The sequence below is a fragment of the Ruegeria sp. BHSB196 genome (assembly GCF_059613135.1).
This window is the reverse complement of sequence record NZ_JBXWRY010000061.1, coordinates 1-18,043: the sequence shown is the minus strand read 5'-3', so window position 1 is coordinate 18,043 and position 18,043 is coordinate 1. Positions and strand designations below refer to the sequence as shown.

18 protein-coding genes and 1 pseudogene are annotated in these 18,043 nt (G+C 54.5%); 2 read left to right on the top strand and 17 right to left on the bottom strand.

Going from position 1 to position 18,043, the window contains the following annotated elements; all coding sequences use genetic code 11:
• Window positions 1-139: 139 nt before the first annotated feature.
• From AC2FNJ_RS19220 to AC2FNJ_RS19190, 7 genes and pseudogenes are all read right to left on the bottom strand, one after another.
• Window positions 140-1,948 (bottom strand): relaxase/mobilization nuclease domain-containing protein, encoded by a 1,809-nt coding sequence (locus tag AC2FNJ_RS19220; protein WP_424928135.1) that lies wholly within the window; start codon window positions 1,946-1,948, stop codon window positions 140-142.
• Window positions 1,935-2,525 (bottom strand): hypothetical protein, encoded by a 591-nt coding sequence (locus AC2FNJ_RS19215; RefSeq protein WP_424928134.1) that lies wholly within the window; start codon window positions 2,523-2,525, stop codon window positions 1,935-1,937. The genes AC2FNJ_RS19220 and AC2FNJ_RS19215 overlap by 14 nt, the downstream gene beginning before the upstream one ends.
• A 174-nt stretch (window positions 2,526-2,699) precedes the next feature.
• Window positions 2,700-2,981: a hypothetical protein gene (locus tag AC2FNJ_RS19210; RefSeq protein WP_234170501.1), complete on the bottom strand. Its 282-nt coding sequence runs from the start codon at window positions 2,979-2,981 to the stop codon at window positions 2,700-2,702.
• 13 nt (window positions 2,982-2,994) lie between these two features.
• Window positions 2,995-3,192 (bottom strand): annotated as a pseudogene (locus AC2FNJ_RS19205) (hypothetical protein); the annotation flags it as partial.
• On the bottom strand, window positions 3,189-3,392 hold the full coding sequence (locus AC2FNJ_RS19200) for a hypothetical protein (RefSeq protein ID WP_025060004.1): 204 nt from the start codon (window positions 3,390-3,392) through the stop codon (window positions 3,189-3,191). The pseudogene AC2FNJ_RS19205 and the gene AC2FNJ_RS19200, both read right to left, overlap by 4 nt.
• Window positions 3,389-3,697, bottom strand: coding sequence for a hypothetical protein (locus tag AC2FNJ_RS19195; protein WP_234170500.1), 309 nt, complete (start codon window positions 3,695-3,697; stop codon window positions 3,389-3,391). The genes AC2FNJ_RS19200 and AC2FNJ_RS19195 overlap by 4 nt, the downstream gene beginning before the upstream one ends.
• A gap of 624 nt (window positions 3,698-4,321) precedes the next feature.
• Window positions 4,322-5,200, bottom strand: coding sequence for an ArdC family protein (locus AC2FNJ_RS19190; RefSeq protein WP_234170499.1), 879 nt, complete (start codon window positions 5,198-5,200; stop codon window positions 4,322-4,324).
• A 478-nt stretch (window positions 5,201-5,678) separates the two neighbouring features.
• Between AC2FNJ_RS19190 and AC2FNJ_RS19185 the strand changes: the two genes are divergently transcribed.
• The gene (locus AC2FNJ_RS19185; protein ID WP_424928133.1) at window positions 5,679-6,596 is read left to right on the top strand and encodes a GIY-YIG nuclease family protein; all 918 of its coding nucleotides are present in this window, start codon (window positions 5,679-5,681) and stop codon (window positions 6,594-6,596) included.
• An 18-nt stretch (window positions 6,597-6,614) separates the two neighbouring features.
• Here AC2FNJ_RS19185 and AC2FNJ_RS19180 read toward each other — a convergent pair whose 3' ends face one another.
• From AC2FNJ_RS19180 to AC2FNJ_RS19150, 7 genes are all read right to left on the bottom strand, one after another.
• A complete protein-coding gene (locus AC2FNJ_RS19180; RefSeq protein WP_424928132.1) occupies window positions 6,615-9,716 on the bottom strand; it encodes a type I restriction endonuclease subunit R in 3,102 nt (1,033 codons plus the stop codon).
• Window positions 9,709-10,887: an ATP-binding protein gene (locus AC2FNJ_RS19175; protein ID WP_234170496.1), complete on the bottom strand. Its 1,179-nt coding sequence runs from the start codon at window positions 10,885-10,887 to the stop codon at window positions 9,709-9,711. Before AC2FNJ_RS19175 ends, AC2FNJ_RS19180 begins: the two co-directional genes overlap by 8 nt.
• Window positions 10,888-12,075, bottom strand: coding sequence for a restriction endonuclease subunit S (locus AC2FNJ_RS19170; RefSeq protein ID WP_234170495.1), 1,188 nt, complete (start codon window positions 12,073-12,075; stop codon window positions 10,888-10,890).
• Complete coding sequence (locus AC2FNJ_RS19165) at window positions 12,072-13,616, bottom strand: type I restriction-modification system subunit M (protein WP_234170494.1); 1,545 nt, start codon at window positions 13,614-13,616, stop codon at window positions 12,072-12,074. Before AC2FNJ_RS19165 ends, AC2FNJ_RS19170 begins: the two co-directional genes overlap by 4 nt.
• Complete coding sequence (locus tag AC2FNJ_RS19160) at window positions 13,613-13,978, bottom strand: helix-turn-helix domain-containing protein (RefSeq protein WP_235789764.1); 366 nt, start codon at window positions 13,976-13,978, stop codon at window positions 13,613-13,615. The genes AC2FNJ_RS19165 and AC2FNJ_RS19160 overlap by 4 nt, the downstream gene beginning before the upstream one ends.
• Window positions 13,956-14,153 carry a hypothetical protein gene (locus AC2FNJ_RS19155; RefSeq protein ID WP_035262952.1) on the bottom strand — a complete coding sequence of 66 codons (198 nt, stop codon included), beginning with the start codon at window positions 14,151-14,153 and terminating at the stop codon, window positions 13,956-13,958. Before AC2FNJ_RS19155 ends, AC2FNJ_RS19160 begins: the two co-directional genes overlap by 23 nt.
• A 299-nt stretch (window positions 14,154-14,452) precedes the next feature.
• Window positions 14,453-14,707, bottom strand: a complete 255-nt coding sequence (locus tag AC2FNJ_RS19150; RefSeq protein ID WP_234170493.1) for a helix-turn-helix domain-containing protein — start codon at window positions 14,705-14,707, stop codon at window positions 14,453-14,455.
• Between the two features lie 247 nt (window positions 14,708-14,954).
• Here AC2FNJ_RS19150 and AC2FNJ_RS19145 point away from each other — a divergent pair, with 247 nt between their 5' ends.
• On the top strand, window positions 14,955-15,551 hold the full coding sequence (locus AC2FNJ_RS19145) for a DUF6088 family protein (protein WP_234170492.1): 597 nt from the start codon (window positions 14,955-14,957) through the stop codon (window positions 15,549-15,551).
• A 54-nt stretch (window positions 15,552-15,605) separates the two neighbouring features.
• On the opposite strand, the gene AC2FNJ_RS19140 is transcribed toward AC2FNJ_RS19145, so the two are convergent.
• From AC2FNJ_RS19140 to AC2FNJ_RS19130, 3 genes are all read right to left on the bottom strand, one after another.
• Window positions 15,606-16,181, bottom strand: a complete 576-nt coding sequence (locus AC2FNJ_RS19140; protein WP_259938030.1) for a PIN domain-containing protein — start codon at window positions 16,179-16,181, stop codon at window positions 15,606-15,608.
• The gene (locus AC2FNJ_RS19135) at window positions 16,178-16,642 is read right to left on the bottom strand and encodes a helix-turn-helix domain-containing protein (RefSeq protein ID WP_496766557.1); all 465 of its coding nucleotides are present in this window, start codon (window positions 16,640-16,642) and stop codon (window positions 16,178-16,180) included. Before AC2FNJ_RS19135 ends, AC2FNJ_RS19140 begins: the two co-directional genes overlap by 4 nt.
• 188 nt (window positions 16,643-16,830) lie before the next feature.
• Window positions 16,831-17,682, bottom strand: coding sequence for a hypothetical protein (locus tag AC2FNJ_RS19130; RefSeq protein WP_424930762.1), 852 nt, complete (start codon window positions 17,680-17,682; stop codon window positions 16,831-16,833).
• Window positions 17,683-18,043: the final 361 nt, after the last annotated feature.

Here is an 18,043-nt window from a genome sequence, read left to right as displayed (position 1 = left end):
ATAGCTGCGTGCCAGCATCAGGAAATCGATATCCGCCCCAACCCCGAACCAGCGGAACGTCAGAAAGGCCGACGCCAGAACATACCCTAGCACCGCGCCCAGAAGAGCAAAGCACATGACGCCAAGTGCGATCCGCGCCTTACCCATGCGTCACGCCCTTTTCGCCATCGCTATCGACATGCCGCTCGCGTTGAACATCAATTTCTTCATTGGCGATCTCATCGAGGACGTGCTCGATCGCCACGCTGTTCGCCAGAGCGGCATCGCTCTGCAGATAAGCCTTAGCCGCATAGAGCCGGTCCAGGCGGTCTTCGATATGTTCCTCCAGAGCGGTCTCATCGCCAATCGCCAAGTCCGGGGTGCCCTCTTCACTGACCAGTTCCTCCATCTCAGCACGCAAGGTCTCGCGTTCCTGATCGTTTCGGAATGGATCTACGGTTGGATCGTCCCTCATACGAATCAGGATTTCTGCAGTGGTCGGCGGCAGCCGGTCGATGATGGCTTCCTGCCGGTCGGTCTCCACCGTCCCACTGTCTTTAAGAACCTCGGCATCTGCCAACACACGGCCCAGATCACTGTGCACCTGGTCAAGGCGGTCGATCGCCTTCTCCAACTCATCGGCGCGTGACAGGTCAAAGCCTTCCTTTTCGGCAATCGCATTCAAATCCTGTCCAAGCCATTGCCGCTCGAGCGCGGCATTGCCCGCGCCGATTTCAACCCGGCGCGTCACCTCTTGCGCGTCAATTCCGGTGCCGTTCAAAGCCTGCTGAAGACGTTCTGCCAGAGCTGGATTCTGCAAAGCGCCTTGGGCCTCAGCCCGTATATTCGCAGCTGAATAGATCCCACTTTTGGACGCGTCTTCGAGCAACGTGTGGGACTGCGTTCCCATAGGACTCAGATGTGACAAAGAGCGATAGATGTCGTTCAGCTCATGCTCCAGCGCCGCACGCCGCTCCACCGGGGCGTCCGCCACAATGCGCTCGGCTTGGTTGATCTTGTCGTGAAAGGCATCCACGACCTCATCAAACGAATGCTGTTCTTCGGCCATGCCATATACCTTTCCATCTGCTTCAATCGGTTTGCCCTGCTCCAATAGCGTCGCGGCCTTGTCCAAGGCTGCTGCAATGTCATGCTGGTTCTCGCGCGAGGCCTCGGCCGCTAAGCCGCGATAAAGCCGCGCGTTCTGCGCCACCTCAGCCAAGGCACGGTCAAGCTCCGGCCCCACGCGCTCACGCTCGGTCAGCTTCTGCCCCGTGGCTTCTGCGCGGCGCTGGTCTGCATCGCTTGGCCTCTTCGTCGTGATCCCTCGCTCCAGCTTTCGCGTCGCCTCAAGCCGCAGCCCATAGCGGTCCGACACCTCCACCATCGCTTCGCGAAAACTGTCGTAGTTGAAATGGTGCCCTTCTTTCAGAAAGAAGAATTCACCGTCCTTGCTGCGCCGGTTCAGGACGATATGCGCGTGCGGGTGATCCCGGTCCTCATGCACGGCTGCGATGTAGTCGAAGTGGCTGCCTTCGCCCTGAAAGAAACGCTCGCAAATCTCGCGCGTGATCTCGGCGACATCCTCGCCATGCGTGCCAATCGGGAAGGCCATCAACAGATGCGAAGTGTGCCCCAGCTTGGGATGAAACCCCTCACTCCACTGCGCTGAAAACCGGTGCGTGACCTGTTCGATCTCTTTGGCTGACAGAACGCTCTGGCCGTCATAGGTGCCACGGCTGTCGATGATGAAGCTCGACTTTGTGGTCAGGTATTCCAGCTGGTTGCGCAGCTGCGCTTTGTTGTGCGTGCCGCCATCGCGAATGGCTTTGAAGATGGCGGGTGAATGACCCATGGCCGCGCGTGCCATCTGCTTGGCGCGGGCTCGCGGCACACTTCCGCGAATGCGGCTCCAGTCGCGATCGAAGAAGGCCTCCTGCGCGGCGGCAATGGCACTATTCCGAGCCATCGGCAAAGCCTCCCAGAACGCGGGCAACCTCACCCGAAAGTGCGCTACGTCGGCGCTGCGCCATGTCTTGAACCTGGTCAGCGATGTCGAAGATCAGCTCGGCCAAAGCGCGGACCTGAGCATGGGCGGAATTGCCATAGGGCGGCGTCTTGCCCTGGCGCTTGGCCTCGTTCAGGCGCTGCGCAATTTGGTTGATATTGTTGCCGGTGCGATTGAGTGAGGCAGAGAGCCCCTGCATCTGGTTCACTAGTTCATCATCGGGAACAAACAGATCGTTCGACGCATGGATCAGCCGCCGCAGCCCCTCGGCACGGCTGGCAATATCATGCCGCGTCAGCACGGCATCGAAGCCCGCAAGCTCCTTTGGCGTGAGCCGGACATTCACCAGCTCAGAGCGCACGCGGGCATCCAACTTGCGACTTTGATCGGCCTTCAACGTGTAGAAGATGCTGCGGGTCGTGACGCCGAATTCGCGGGCCAGATCCTCGATCGGCACCCCTTCGGTACGCTTGCGCACGATGGCAAAACGCTGGTTCTGCGTCAGTCGCTTGTGCCGTGGTGCGCGTGGTCGGCCCATGTGAAGTAATCACCCCTATTTCTTGCCAGCATCATACAGGCAGCCCTGTTATGGCATTTCGCCATAATTGATTCAATATTATAATATTGCATCAACTACCTGTATTCCGTTTGGAGCAGCCATAGGCTGCGACCGCCGGGCAGAGCCCGGCCACTGGCGCAAGGCATGGCACCACTAATCGTGGTTCCATGCCTCAGCATCACCAAGCAATTGCAGTGCTATTGCGCGGGCCGCGCCTTCGGCGCTGGTATAGGTTTGATGATCGGGCAGCTCGTGCAGATCAAAGGGTTGCTGAGGATCGTTCGGTGTCTCAACTCGGACATAGATCGCCCAGCCATCAATCAGTGCTGGATCATCACAATACTCCTGACCGCCGTCGGGCAGATTGCAAAACCCATGTAGGTGCACACTGGCGCGACCCTCTCGGGCCGCCTGCCTGATGTCAGAGTATTTCATGGCAAACCTTTGCACTTTCCCCGATGAAAAATTCGTCAGGCTCGCCGTTCAGACGGGTGCCATTCCGATTGGTCAAACCGATAGCCGACCCGTTCCGCGTGAATGTGATGAGGAATTGCCCAAGGCGATCACGCGTCACCACATACCCGCTGTTGACCCAATGAACGCGGTTGCCCGCGTCCATTGCTGCTTTGATGTCTTCCAAGGTCATCGCAACGCCTCCTCAAGGATTGCGAGAGCCCCAAGACAATCGTCGATATAGGGCTGCTCCTCACCGTCCAGATCGTTCAGTTCCAGCCGGTTCAACACCGCGTAAAGCGTGGCGCGGGCCTCACGGGCGGCGCTGCGCAAGCTGACGGTATCTTCCAGACGCGCAGTCGCAAAATCATCGCTGTGATAGTCGGGGATCATCGGATTTCTCCCGCCTTGTGTTTCCAACGCGGCGTGATGTCTTTGAACGACACAGTGAAGGACGGTAGCGCGTCAAAGCCGTTCGAGCTTTTGACCACCTTCACCTTGGCGCAATCATCCTCGACGCTGAGGATCTCGACGCAGAACACGCCGCCCAAACCCGACGGAACAACGATTTCCTTCAGCTCGTGCCGATGCTTCCCGCAATAGACGCAGGTGCTATAAAGCCCGTCGATGATGTGACCGCCGGTCGCGCGATCACAGTCGCAGGTCCAGAATTTCGGGGGCTGATATTTGTGAGCCATTTGTGGCCTCCTCTTGGGTGCTGCGGTTGGGGCTTGCGCCCCCTTCCGCCGATGGGCTGCACACCGGCCAATCTGATCTGACCGAATACGCATGTATTCGGCGGAACAGAGTGGGTGGGGGCACAGCCCGACCCACGGCCCAGGAGCGGCCAGTCAATGGGTCAAAGCCAGCAATTGGCGCGGCCCGCAGCGCGCCCCGCGCGAGGACACGGGTTGCAGACTTTGACGACGCGCCCGCGCGGCGCTTGCCCATTGACGGGACACGACAGGGATGTTGGGCGGACCAATCAAATTTAAAGAAGCCTGAAGGAGGTGAGCGGGCTGAAAGCCGGTCGATCCTCCGCACAGTCCGTTTCTCAGGGCGGCCCGTGCGCAGCAGCACCGGCCACAATTTCTCATTTCATCCCCCGAGGCCTGCGCCCCGCCACGTGAGGCGGGGCGCAGGTGCTCAAAGCTCAACACCGGCTTTCAAGTTGCCGTCCGGATCCAGCCATTTGCGCGCCTCTGCGCAGTCCAAGCAAATACAAGTGCCACTGCCTTTCACGATGACCGGCGCAAGAAAGATCACCGGATTTGACGCGCCGCATTTGCGGCACGTCATCGGGGGTAGGATTGCGGGGCCGCTCATGCTGCGGCCGCTTTCGATTGACCTGCTGCTGCTAAAACAAAATCGGCTGCCTTCTGCGCCTCGGACGCCGCGCGGAAAATCGCCCGCTTGTCCTCTTTGAGAGCTTTCAACCACCCTTCAACATAAGCGGCGCTTTGGTCGAATTCCGGCGCGACGCCAATCTGAGCACCAAGGAAACAAGCACCGATTTCCGCCACCAGCTCTTCAAAGGCATAGGCCTCACGGTTCGCAAATTTCTTGATCCGCTCAAGCCGCTTTTCGCTGCCGGTCCAATGGATCACCTCATGGGCCAATGTCCCATAATAGCCTACCGCATTGTGAAACGTGGCAATCGGTGGCATGTGGATGTGATCTTTGGCAGGGCTGTAATAGGCGCGCGGGTCATCACTGGTGAGGATCTCCGCCCCCGTCCTGCTGAAAAACGCCTCAAGCTCGGGATCTTCCGCCGTGCCAAGTTCGCGCGGGGCCTCGGGACGGATGTAGTAATCCTCCGGCAAACCCTCGATCTGATCCGCGTTAAACACGCGATAGGCGCGCGCATAGGGCAGCTCCTCCTCGATGCCCAATTCGTTTTCTCGGGTAAACGTCCCGTATTTGACCACGGTCGACGACGTTTCGCCTTTGCGGACCTGTCCACCCAGTTCCTGCGCCTGTTTGTAGGTCATCCAGCGGCTGGACACATAGCCATGCTTGGCCGCCATGACCCAGAGCATCAGGATATTAATCCCGCGATACTCCTCGCCATTGTGTCGGGTCGGAAGGGCAATGCCGGACGCGCTCCCTGTCCACGGCTTGCGCCATGGCGGCGTGCCCGCCTCGATCTCTGCGATAATGGTGTCGGTGACATGGGCATAAACATCAAACTTCGGTGCCATTTGTGGCCTCCTCGATCAAAGTGACGCGGGTGAGGCTTCGCGCCCCCTTCCGCCGATGGGCTGCGCCTCGGCCACCTGATCTGACCGAATACGCATGTATTCGGCGGAACAGAGTGGGAGAGGGCAAAGCCCGACCCACGGCCCTGAACGGGGCTGTCAATCGGCCACATTTGCGAAGAAAATGTCTGCGCCAAAATCAGACGCCAATTTGCCCCGCGAGGAATGGCTCGCCCGCGAGACAGGGGAAATTGGTGGCTTATTTTGGGGATGACCCAAGGTTGACCGCCACGGTCAGGGATGTTGGGCGGACCAAACAAAAAGAATGATGTCTGGATCGGGGCGAGCGGGCCATCGGCCCGTTGAGTCTCGGTTCAGTCCGTTTGCAAAAGCCGTCCTCACGGGACGACAATCATGTAATTTCGTGGTTAGACTGAGATGTGCAAGAAATCTTTAGAATCATGTTTTCAAGGAACAAATCGTGCAATCAGAGGGCTCATTCGGTCGAACAATCCAGCTTTTTCTCGTAGACGGGAAGCCAACTGGGCTGCGAAAAGCGACAATCCATGGCTGGACAGGTTTCCTTTTTGTAAGCGGCGCTTCAGCTTTCGGCGACCTGACCGCTCGTGAAGAAGTTGATCGGACCGGCATCTACATCCTATCAGGTCCTGATCCCGAAAAAGCCGGTGTAACCCGCACCTATATTGGCTCCGGAAATTCCGTGGCCGAGAGGATCAAGCAAAGCGCGATCAAAAGAGATTTCTGGGAAACGGCCATCACCATCACGACAAGTGACGATGACCTTTCCAAAGGGCACGCGGAATATCTGGAGGCGCGGCTCATAGAACAAGCCGCCCAAGCAGGCCGCGTCACGTTGGATAACGGCACGCAGCCGGACACCAGCAGGCGACGATTGCCCGAGGCTGACGTTGCAAACATGGAGCAGTTTCTATCAAATCTGCGGATCATCCTGCCCGTAATCGGACTGGATATGCTCAAGCCACAACCGCGCGCGGTGACACAGACAGCGAAGCCAGTCGACGAACGAACCGCAGGTGAAGTGCAATTCGAGATCCGCCACAAGAGCGGCGTCAGAGCGACCGCTGTCGAGGAAGATGGTGAATTCGTTGTACTGGAAGGGTCTGAGGCGCTGACCGAAACTGGCTATGTCCAACAAAGCTACGGCAGCTTGAAGGAAAAGCTCATATCCGACGGCACTCTGGTCGCCGACGGCAATCAAAAACTCCGCTTCACAAAACCCTGGTCGTTCAATAGCCCTTCAGCCGCCGCTGCTGTCGTCCTGGACCGAAACAGCAACGGACGCCTGGAGTGGAAGGTCAAGGGATCAAAACAGACGTATCACGACTGGCAACAAACAGAAGCAAAACAGCCATCGTAGGGCACCCGAACGTCTTGGCTAGACCTGCCCGCCAACACCTTTGAATTTTTCGACAAAAGCTGCAATCTTTTCGAATACGGTCGTCTTCTTGGTCCGAAACTGAGGATTTAGTGGGCTCATCTTGGGGAGTATGGCATTGAGGTCAGCACCGTTTTCACTTGCAAATTCGCGTTTTATGGAAGCAGAAATATAGCGCCTTGCCGCGTCGGAATTTAGATCTTCCGACTTGATAAGCTCGTCTACCTCTTTGCGTTGCTCCTCCCGAGCAAAAGAGAAAAATGCATCGATCACACCTGCCTTATCATCAATCTGATCAAGATCAGTCTGGTTGATAAAGTCCACAATCAGGCTCTCTTTGGCACGATTTCCAAGGCTGCCGCGAATGACGCGGCGAGCATCCTCGATCAGATCCCCTTTGCTCTTCACCTTTTTGTTTTTCTCAAAGATAAGCTCAAGGATGTAGTCGAGGTTAATCTCCTGCGATTTCAGAAGATCCACTTCGAAAACGACATCGTCCCACTCAATATTACTTTGTTCTTGCTCAGCCGAAGACTTTTCCCGCCGCAGCCAATCGCGAATGTCGTTGTATGTTGATCTATAGTCTTGAACTGCTCGGTCTGAAGGCAATTCTATCGCCTCTAGGTCACGTAGATCCTCGTCGCTCAAATAGTGCTTATTCTTGAACTCCTCAACGGCAGCTGGATCTGTTAAATCCAGCGTCTGATAGGCTTTCAATGCTGAAAATTCGTCGTAGTTCCTGAGCACATTCTCAACTCTCAGATACTCACCAAAGAGCTTCGCGAACTCTTTTTTATCTACTTCTTTGACAATCTCGTCTGGCTTTGGAAAGCGCTCGGTCAGCTCCTTTACAACATCAATGAACCCGCGTCGCGCCGCGCCGGTTTCCTGATCAACGAAACCATTCATATACTCGTCGTAGCTCTTCTCAAGCACGACGTTCTTTGTGTTCTTGTCACCGAACAGCGTGATCGCATCAACGGTCGCTTGCTCAAGGTCCCTGAACGCCACGATATTGCCGAACGTCTTGGTCGCATCGTAAATCCGGTTGGTTCTGGAAAACGCTTGCATCAAGCCATGGAAGCGAAGGTTTTTGTCGACAAACAAGGTGTTTAGCGTTGGCGCGTCAAAGCCTGTAAGGAACATGCCGACGACAATAAGTAAGTCGATTTCTTTCGAGCGAACCCGGCTGGCAAGATCGCGGTAGTAGTTTTGAAAGCCACCGCTATCGACACCAAAGTTCGTTTTGAAAAAGGAATTGTAATCTTTGACTGCGGCACTCAGGAACTCCTTGGCGCTGCTATTCATCGCTGACACATCGAAGCTCTCGTCCTGAATGTCACCGATCGCATCTTGCTGTTCGTTGGCAGCAAACGAGAAGATCGTGGCGATCTTCAGCGGCTTTTCACTGCCCGCCTGCAGAGCGTTCAAGGTTTCGTAGTAGAGCTTCGCGGCATCCACACTGCTGACAGCAAACATGGCATTGAACCCACTGCTGCCCGCTTGCATCCGGTGGGTTTTTTGGCGGAAGTTGTTCAGAATATACTGAGAGACTTCCCGAATACGTTCTGGATGAAGTAGCGCTTGCTTGTTTTCAGCCGCGCTGAGCTTCTTTTCGTCTTGCTCTGTCTCGATGGCTTTGAACCGGGGACGCACATCGTTGTAGTCGACCTTGAACTTCAGGACTTTTTCGTCGCGAATGGCATCGGTGATCACATAAGAATGCAGCTCACGCCCAAACACCCCCGCGGTCGTTTCAGCCCCTAGCGCATTCTCAGGAAAGATCGGCGTTCCGGTAAAGCCAAACTGGTAAAATCGTTTGAACTTCTTCTTCAGATTCTTCTGAGCCTCGCCAAACTGGCTGCGATGACATTCATCGAAAATGAAGACCACCTGCTGGTCATATACCGGCAGGTCACCCTCCGACTTCATCAGGTTGTTCAGCTTTTGGATCGTTGTGACGATGATTCTGTTATCGTCCTTGCCTAAGTTGCGCTTCAACCCAGCCGTGCTGTCGGAACCGTTTACACTGTCAGGGGAGAACCTCTGGTATTCCTTCATGGTCTGGTAATCGAGGTCCTTGCGGTCCACGACGAAGAAGACTTTATCGATGAAATCCAGCTCGGTTGCCAACCGTGCCGCCTTGAAACTCGTCAACGTTTTGCCGGACCCTGTGGTGTGCCAGATGAAACCACCGCCCTCAGGCTTCCTCCAGTTTTTGGCTTCATATGAGCTCTTGATCTTCCAAAGGATGCGTTCAGTCGCTGCAATCTGGTAAGGCCGCATGATCAGCAACGTGTCGCTGACGTCGAAAACGGAATACTGCAACAGAACGTTCAGCAGCGTACGCTTCTGAAGGAAAGTTGCGGTGAAATCCTTGAGATCTTTGATCAGCTCATTGTCGGACTTCGCCCAGTTCATGGTAAAGTCGAAGCTGTTCTTGTCACGCTTGGTCGTGTTGGCGAAATACCGGGTGTCGGTGCCGTTTGAAATCACGAAGAGCTGCAGAAACTTGAATAGGGAATGCTCGCTGTTGAAGCTTTCCTTGCTGTAGCGGTGAATCTGATTGAAGGCCTCCCGGATCGCCACGCCGCGCTTTTTTAGCTCGATCTGAACCAATGGCAAACCGTTGACCAAGATCGTCACGTCATAGCGATTGGCGTGCGTACCGACCTGCTCGAACTGCTTAATAACCTGCAGCTTATTGCGAGCCATGTTCTTCTTGTCGAAGAGGTAAATGTTCTGGATGCGCCCGTCATCAAAGACGAAATCGTGGATGTCGTCGTCGTGGATTTTGCGGGTTTTGTCGACGATGTTGTCGCTTGGCTTGTCGAGGTAGGTCTCGACAAAACGCTTCCATTCATCATCTGAAAACGTGACGTTGTTCAACTGCTCCAGCTGCACGCGGACATTGGCAAGCATGGCATCTGGGGTCGTCAGAGCAGGTAGGAACTCATAGCCCTGATTGACCAGATCCTGCACCAATTCGCGTTCCAGATCGTCTTCGCTCTGGTAGCGATCGGCGGCATCCCACTCCTTGGTGTACTTGTCGAGGACGATGAAGTTCTTCGTTTCCGCGATGGTTTTCGTCTTCTCAACCATTTTGTTCATCCTGTTGCCAATAGCCGTAATTGTTAATCAAATTGTCCAGTAATACCGCCACGTCTTCCTTTTGCTTCTCCGTCGGGTCTGCGACCTCTTCGAAGGCAAGTTCGCGGTGGCTATAGTGGTTTGTCAGTTTCTTAAGATAATCAGCTCGACCTTCTGGCGCAGTTGAAAGGAGCTTCGTCCAATGCTCGTAGCCCAGAAAATTCGCGGTCTTCTCATAGAGATTTCGTAGCAGATTGAAGTGGTACTTCTGGACACCGTCCTGATCGATGGCATCTCGAAGAATACTGATCAGATGATGATGGTAAGAAAAACTCTTATTGGCCGCGCCATTCTTCGGCTCGAGAAGGAATTGACCCGCCACGTTGCGCTTCAGGAGGTAGCGCGCTGCTCCGCTCAGTTCCTTGCACAACACGTTAAAGAATAGCGGGTTGTGGGTGGTGACGACATATCGAACCCCATCGCCGTTCTCAAAACGGCTGGACGAGATCAAGCCCGCCAAGTCAATCGCCAGTTCGATCAAGTGATTTTCGTCAAGCGAACTGACCGGGTCATCAATAAACACGTACTCTAGATCATCATATTCGTTGTCATCACGTTGAGACGGATCAGGCTCTTTTCTGAGCGCAATGACCTCCTGCAACAATGTATAGAAAACGCTCCAGATAAGGTTGTTTTCCTCCCCCTTGGAGATTTTGACGTTGTTCTCGATATTGTCTCCACCAGTGTACGCAAACCGAATTTCGGGGAAGGTTAAAACGTTGGTTCGTCTTCCCTCAAATTCTCTGACAACCGTTTCAGGGGGGAAGGATGGTGTGATACTGCGGCTAGTGTAATGCTGGAAGTTATTGATGATGTTTAATTCTTGCCCTCTATCCCTCAAGATCCAATCGATGAACGTATTTGGCTGAATGCGGATTTTTCGGTCTTCGTCGCCTTCGGTATCATTGTCCCAGACGAACAAATCCTCAGTGAAAGCACTGTAGTATAGAAACTTCCGCCTTGCCGGGACAGGTTCATCATCCTCAGGATTCTTCGGGGCGATCTCGTTCTTCATTACGCGAGACAGGCGGGTCTTCCCGGTCCCATTGAAGGCATAGATCAACTGAACCTTCTTGTTGGCTGCGTGCAGCTGCTGGGCGATCTCCTCGAGGGTCTGGCCCATTTATGCGGCCTCCTCGGGTTTGGGGAAGCTCAAGAGCAGGTCGCGGTAGTATTCATACTGCTGCTGACGCAACTTGATTTCACGCGGCAGGCCTTCACTGAGCGAGGTGGTCAACGTGTCGAATTTGTCCAGGATAGCAACGATGCGCGCTTGCTCCTCAAGGGACTTTTCGGGGTCGTCTGGATAAGGCACAGCGATCAAGGTCTTCTTGATGTTGTCATTGTATAACCGCTTGATCACACCGCCGTCGGACACGTGCCATTTTGCAATCTGGTAGAAGTAAAACAGGTACTTGTTCAGAACCTTGCTTTCATCATTTTCGAGCCAAACGATATTGCTATCTTGGAAATAGGCTTCTTCCCCATCGAAGACCACGGACCGGCCGATCGTCCCACTGGCGGAAATCAGAACTTCGCCCACCTTTGGGTAACTGTATTTTCTTTTGAACTCCTCGAACAGCTCTCTGGAGATGAAGGCATTGGGCTCTCTGCCAAAGGTTCCGATTTTGAAGAACGGGATATCTCCGTCGGCCGATGTTTGGTTCTTCATCACCCGCTTACACATGCGCACTTCACCAACCCATCCCAGCGGCTTCCAGGCCATGTTTCCCGAAGGGTGGCTTAGAAGTTCGTCTCGGTAGTAGTTGTATTGTTGTTTGCGGGCCTTAAGCTCGGCTGTCAGCTCGGCTGTCAGCTCGGTGAAACTGTCCAGAATCCGAACAATCTCCGCTTGGATCGCAAGTGATTTCTCTGGTTCTTCAGGGCAAGGGATTGGAAAGTTAAGACCTGCAACAACTGACTTTGACAAACGCGGAATACTTGCCCTGCGTACTTGTGCGCGGATCTTCGGCTGTTGAGTTAGCAGCCAATGATAGAGATACTTGCTCAATACTGTGTCGGGGGGCTCAAAAAAATGAACATCATCAGCCGCCCAGAACGCCGACTCACTGTAACCTATTTCGCCGGCCGCCCCTGCACAAACAATGAACGCGGAATCCGGTTGAACGTTGGGCTCATGGTAATAACCCAAGGGCGTCATGCTGTTCTGGTAGACAGCGAAAGCGCCGCTTTCTTCTAGCTGGCTTTTTACGAGCCGCTTTCCGCGTTGAATATGGACCGTGTCTTCAAGCGGTCTCGACACCACTGAAGCACCATCCAGCAGCTTTTCCAGAAAGCTCCGATCGTTCATGCCTCGATCTCCGCAACGATCGCGTCGATGTCCGCACGCAGCTGGTCGATCCTGGCGACAGTGGTTTTAATATCGGCATTCAGCTTGGCAATTTCGACGACTTCGCGGGTGTCTTTGGGCTCGACATAGGCGCTGACGGAAAGGTTGTAGTCTTTCTCTACAATCCTGTCGTAAGGTACAGTTTCGGCGACATGGGACACGTTTTTCTTGTTGTCAAACAACTCCATGATCCGCCCAATATGCCGATCTTCCATGAAGTTGTTGTTCGTGCCTTTTCGGAAAAATTCCTCGCCCGTCGCATCGATGAACTGGACGCCTGTATCGGTCTTATTCTTGGCCAGAACCAGTATGTACACCGCGATGGAAGTGCCGAAAAACAGGTTCGGCGCCAGGGCGATCACCGTTTCAACGAAGTTGTTGTCGACCAGATACTTGCGGATCTTCTGCTCTGCCCCACCACGGTAAAAGATACCAGGGAAGCAAACAATCGCGGCCCGTCCCTTGGCTGACAGGTAGTGCAGCGCATGAAGGACAAAGGCAAAATCGGCCTTCGACTTCGGGGCCAGCACGCCTGCCGGGGCAAAGCGGTCATCGTTGATCAGCGTCGGGTCATCCGCACCCTTCCACTTCACCGAATAGGGCGGGTTCGACACGATGGCGTCAAAGGGTTTGTCATCCTGGAAGTGCGGATCCTCGAGCGTGTTGCCGTACTGGATGTTGAACTTGTCGTAGTTGATGTTGTGCAGGAACATGTTCATGCGGGCGAGGTTGTAAGTGGTGTAGTTGATTTCCTGCCCGAAGAAGCCGTCTTCGATGATGTGCTTCTCAAACTCGTCCTTGGCCTGCAAAAGCAGCGAACCTGACCCGGCCGCCGGATCATAGATCTTGTTGACGCTGGTCTGCTTGTGCATGGCCAGTTTGGCGATGAGCTTGGACACATGGGTCGGCGTGAAGAACTCGCCACCTGATTTGCCCGCGTTGGCGGCGTAGTTCGAGATCAAGAACTCATAGGCGTCGCCGAACAAGTCGCCTTCGTTATCATCGAACTTCAACGGCAGGCCAGCCACGCCTTTGAGGACCTCAGCCAGTCTTTCGTTCTTCTGTTTAACAGTGCTGCCCAGGCGGTTGCTGGTGGTGTCGAAATCAGCAAAGAGGCCATTGATGTCCTGCTCGGACGGGTAGCCACTGGCCGAAGCCTCGATCGCCGAAAAGATCTCGGCAAGGTCCGTGTTCAGACTGTCGTTCTTGCTCGCGGTTTTCACCACGTTTTGAAAGAGTTGGCTGGGGTATATGAAGTAGCCCTTGGTCTTCACTGCGTCGACTTTGGCTTCATCGGGGATGTCTGCGTCGGCCATGCCCGCATAGTTGATGCTGTCGTCGCCACCTTCGATGTAGTTGGTGAAGTTCTCGCTGATGAAACGATAGAACAACGCGCCCAGGACGAACTGCTTGAAGTCCCAGCCGTCGACAGCACCACGAACACGGTTTGCGATGCTCCAGATTTCTCGGCGCAATGCCTCAGCCTGTTGTTGCCCGGTCATTTTTGCTCCCCTTCTTGTTTTTGTTCCTGCTCGGCAATCCAGCGGTCGATCTCGCTTTTGCGAAATCGCCATGCACTTCCCACCTTGAACCCGGGAACCTTGCCCTCAGATGCGAACCGATATGCCGTTTTCTCAGCGATCTTGAGATACTCAGCGAGCTCTTTCACGGTCAAAATGTCTTCGTTGGGCATTTCGAAAATGTCCTCTCTGAGGGATTTGGGTTGAAAATAGTTGAAAGGAGGAGAAGCGGCAAGCTTGGCTTGCTTGAGGTCGTCGAGTTCAGCGCGAAGCAGCTCCAGGGCTGCGTCCCAGGGCGGTGACTCCGCCCTGGCGCTAAGGTCACTCGGTAACCGGATCTTCATCCCGGCGCGGGAAGGCGACCATTTCGACGTCGGGAAACATGCTGTGTTTGACGTTGATCGACGTGATGTTGCCGCTGTCGTCAGTGTTGACGAAGAGGACGCCGCAGCGGTCCCAGAAGTTCTTGCCGTCTTTTTCGCCGGATTTGACGTTCAGTTTCAGAGTTTGAGTAGCCATTTTTTGATCCTCACTTTGAGTGTTTCGATGAACATGACCAAAGCTGGCACCAAGGGGCTGTCAGCGAGAAACTTGCCTCGCGAGGAATGCGCTGGCGCAAGGGAAGTTTCTTGTTGAAGCGGGGCTTGCCCCGCGTCTGCTCCGGCTGCCCGCTTATGTTCAGCAATCAGAAACACGGCGTTGACGATCTGAGTTTGGCACTCACAAACTGAACGGTCTCGTCATGCTGCGTCGCAAGAGCCGAGGAACTTAAAGTAACCGCTGCGGCTTAACGGCTGTCACTCCGGCACTGCAGAATTTCATTCGAATATGTTGTCAAAATCAGATGCAGAGCCCTTGCTGCGTGTTCTTACAAAAAGCTCTAGTTCGAGGGCTGCCAGCAGCGCCAGGATCGTGTCGAGCCGTGTACCGCCCCGCCCGGCCTCAACTTTTGATATCGTTTCCTGCCAAACACCGCTGCGCGTGGCGAGATCGGCCTGCGTCAAGTTTTTCTCTCGACGAGCCTGACGGATCGCATGTCCAAGATCTCGGGGAATTCGAACGAAGTTCTGCAAGCCTACCTCCGGCGCCACCTATGATGCCTAGATCATAATTCCTCTCTATGACCTAACGATCATAAACGCAGCAGTCTAGCCCAGGACAATTTACGCTGCAGCGTAATTTTCCCATTTTTGCGCTGTAGCGTAAATTTCGCACCAGTTCTCCTTTTTGCCCTATGCCAGTTGCACCTACCGAGGGGTTGTTCCATGGTCCGTTGACTTTCAGAAAAACATACCATTTTTTCTGACAAGGAGTTCGAATATGACTACGTCAAACATCAAGCAACGCATCATCGGAAAAGGTCGCGGCGCAATCTTTGCCCCGACCGATTTTCTCGACATCGGATCCCGCGCAAGCGTAGATCAGGCCCTGTCACGCCTTGCTGATCAGGGTGTGATCCGGCGACTGGCGCGGGGGCTGTATGACTACCCGAAGAAGAGCCCGCGCTTCGGGTTTTTGTCGCCTTCCGCCGATGACATAGCAAAGGCTGTTGCTCGAAAGGACGGACAGATCTTGCAACCTTCTCCTTCGATGGCTGCCAATCAGTTGGGCCTTTCCACTCAGGTACCATCCAAGCCGACCTATATGACCGACGGCCCAACCCGCACCAAGAAGGTTGGACGGCAAGTCATACAATTTCGAAAAGCATCTCCCAAAACATTGGTCGGCGCAGGGCATAAGACTGGGGTTGTCTTCCAGGCTTTGCGTTATGTCGGCAAGGACCATGTGGACAGTCAAATCGTCGACCAGATTGCACGCGCACTGGACGACAATGATCGGAAGCTATTGGTTAAGCAAAGCAGACACGTCCCTGCATGGATGCATCCTATCGTGCAACAGATTGTAGAGCGTAGATAGATATCAATGTGTTCGCTGGAGACCGTCTCCAGTGCGATCTACCGCCACATAAGCCTAAAGTAGCTCTACGTATTCGTGCAAAATTTCAGCGGTTTGAAATAGCTCTCGAGCCTTGATCCGCTGCAATAATGCTTCGGCGTCCATATCAGGATTTTTGAACCGCTCACGCATTTTACGCAGGGCAACTACAGCTGCGAGTGAGTCAAGTTCGATTGCATCAGAAATAAACTCGTCGGCCGAGATTGCATCGATGTCAAAAGGGACGAGTGCTTCGCTTGGGAAATCCTTAAGGTTTTCTGTCACAATTACCTGAGCGGATGTTGTGATCGCTGCAGCAAGAACATGGCGGTCATCAGGATCCGGCAACTGCAGACCGGCTTCAAGACCAGTATACCCAGTAACGCACGCTTCGGGGAAAGCGCGCTCCATAGCGGAACGCTGCTTGTTAGTGTCAGCCCCGCCCTTCGTAATCTTGGCTATTGCACCGGCAGTCTCATCCATAATCCTATCGCTCCACCGGGGCCGAAAAAATCCGGCCTCGGCCAGCGACAAGATTATGTTTCTGCGCATCGCGCACGCCAGAACATTAGCGTCAATCAGTGCCGTGAAACGGTCGGCATAGTCACTCATAAAAGATCGTTCTCCATGTCCATTGCCGCGAGGTCAGACAATGCGTCAGAGCGATCAATGTCGCGTTTCTTTTTGTATTCAAACAGATCTGCTGCTTTCACACGGCGATGCCGACCTGTTTTGAAGAAGGCGATTTCACCCTCTTCTAGAAGCTTCACGAGGTGTGGGCGCGACACATTCAACAAATCGGCCGCTTGCTGAGTGGTCAACTCTGCATCCACAGGGATCATCCGGAACCCTCTGCCGCTTGACACCAACCGCAACAACTCCATCAAGGATGCAGCGAGGGCTGGGGCCAAGGTCACCGGTTCGATCTGCTTCTCACCGAGTGCTAGGCTCAGCTCAACGGCCTCATCACCATTCACTTGCGAGGCAAGGATACGGCGAAGACTGTCAGCATTTTCAATTTCAACCTGATCCGGCAAACGTTCTGCGAACGCTTCTTTTGCTTGCATCATCATGGGTTCTCTCCTTTTCACGCGACGGGATCTTGCGCCCCATTCGCAATAATCAAAATAAACGAAATAAACGTAAATGCAAGCAACGCTTCGTTCACAATTTGAAGAACTTCCGAGGTTGGTTAACCCTCTTGCCAGCGGAAGAGCTTTACTTCCGAGCCAAGCCGCATCGCCTCCGATCACCGCTTCGCTCACACCTGCAGCCCCGCAGCGCGCACCTGCTCAGGCGTTACTAGCTTTGAAGCGATCAAGTCTTCGATCTGGCGGTTCGTGATATGGCGGCACAAGGGATGGCGCTCGTGGATCCACTCGGCGAGGCTGGCGCGTCCTTTGGCTTCGGCCTCTCGCGCCTTCTCGCGGTCGGCCTGTAGCTGGGCAAGCCCCTTCTCCCATCGGCGCATTTTGAACCAATTGTCGGAGAAACAGACCTTGCTTCGCGTGTAGCCCTCGCTTTCCTTGGCATAAGCTTTGACCGCCTGCCTCAGATCATCGGGCTTCACTCCGGCCTTCACAGCTGCTGCGATCAGGCGCAGACTGGTCTGCCGGTCTCGGATCCTGTCCTCGGGATAGACTGCCAAGATCTTCTCAGCTTCAAAATCTTCAACCTCCTCCGTCGCCTCGCGCCTGCGCGTAGGTGGTTTATGGATGGTTTTAGGATGGTTTGGGGTCCACCGTGAACCCCGTACCCCGTTCACCGTGGACCCCGTACCGGGTTCAGGCTGGACGGGGTTCACAGTGACCCCCGTCTCAACAGTGGGTTCGAGCGCGGCCACGCGCTCTAGAACAATCCGGTAAATGACGGTGTAGCCGTTCTTGCAGTGCCGCCGCCCCGTCTCCATCAGAATGCCTTCGCGCAGGAAGTCGATGATGGTACGCTTAACCGTGCTCTCGCTGAGCTCTGTGTGACGCTGGATCGTCCCCTTGGAACACCAGATGCCCGAGCCATCATCGCTCGCCTTGTCGGCCAGGAACATGATTATCTGCTTGCGCGCGGCGCTGCCAAAGCGGCGCTCGGCGCATTCGTTTGCGATGCGCCAACTCATTGGATCACCTCAGCGGTCAGAGGTCGCGAAAAAGCCGACTGAGCGTTTGCGATGCGGCGCTGGCCTGTGCTAATGTGCTTCGAAAGCTGACAGGCTTTTTCTATTTGGCCCCGGTTCACAGTTGCCGCTGTGACGGGGCCTTTTTCGTTTTGAACCGGCGAATTTGGCTTTGAAACTTTCGCTTTTTGTTCACTTTTTGTCAGGGGGTGTTTTGCACCCTTAAGACGTTGTTTTCGCTTATGCTCTTTCTGGATTGCAAATCCGTGTACACCGGTTCGATTCCGGTACTCGCCTCCATTTAAAAACAATCACTTACATCACTCCTTGCCGTGTTTGAGGCCCCGCGTTTACAGGGGCGTTT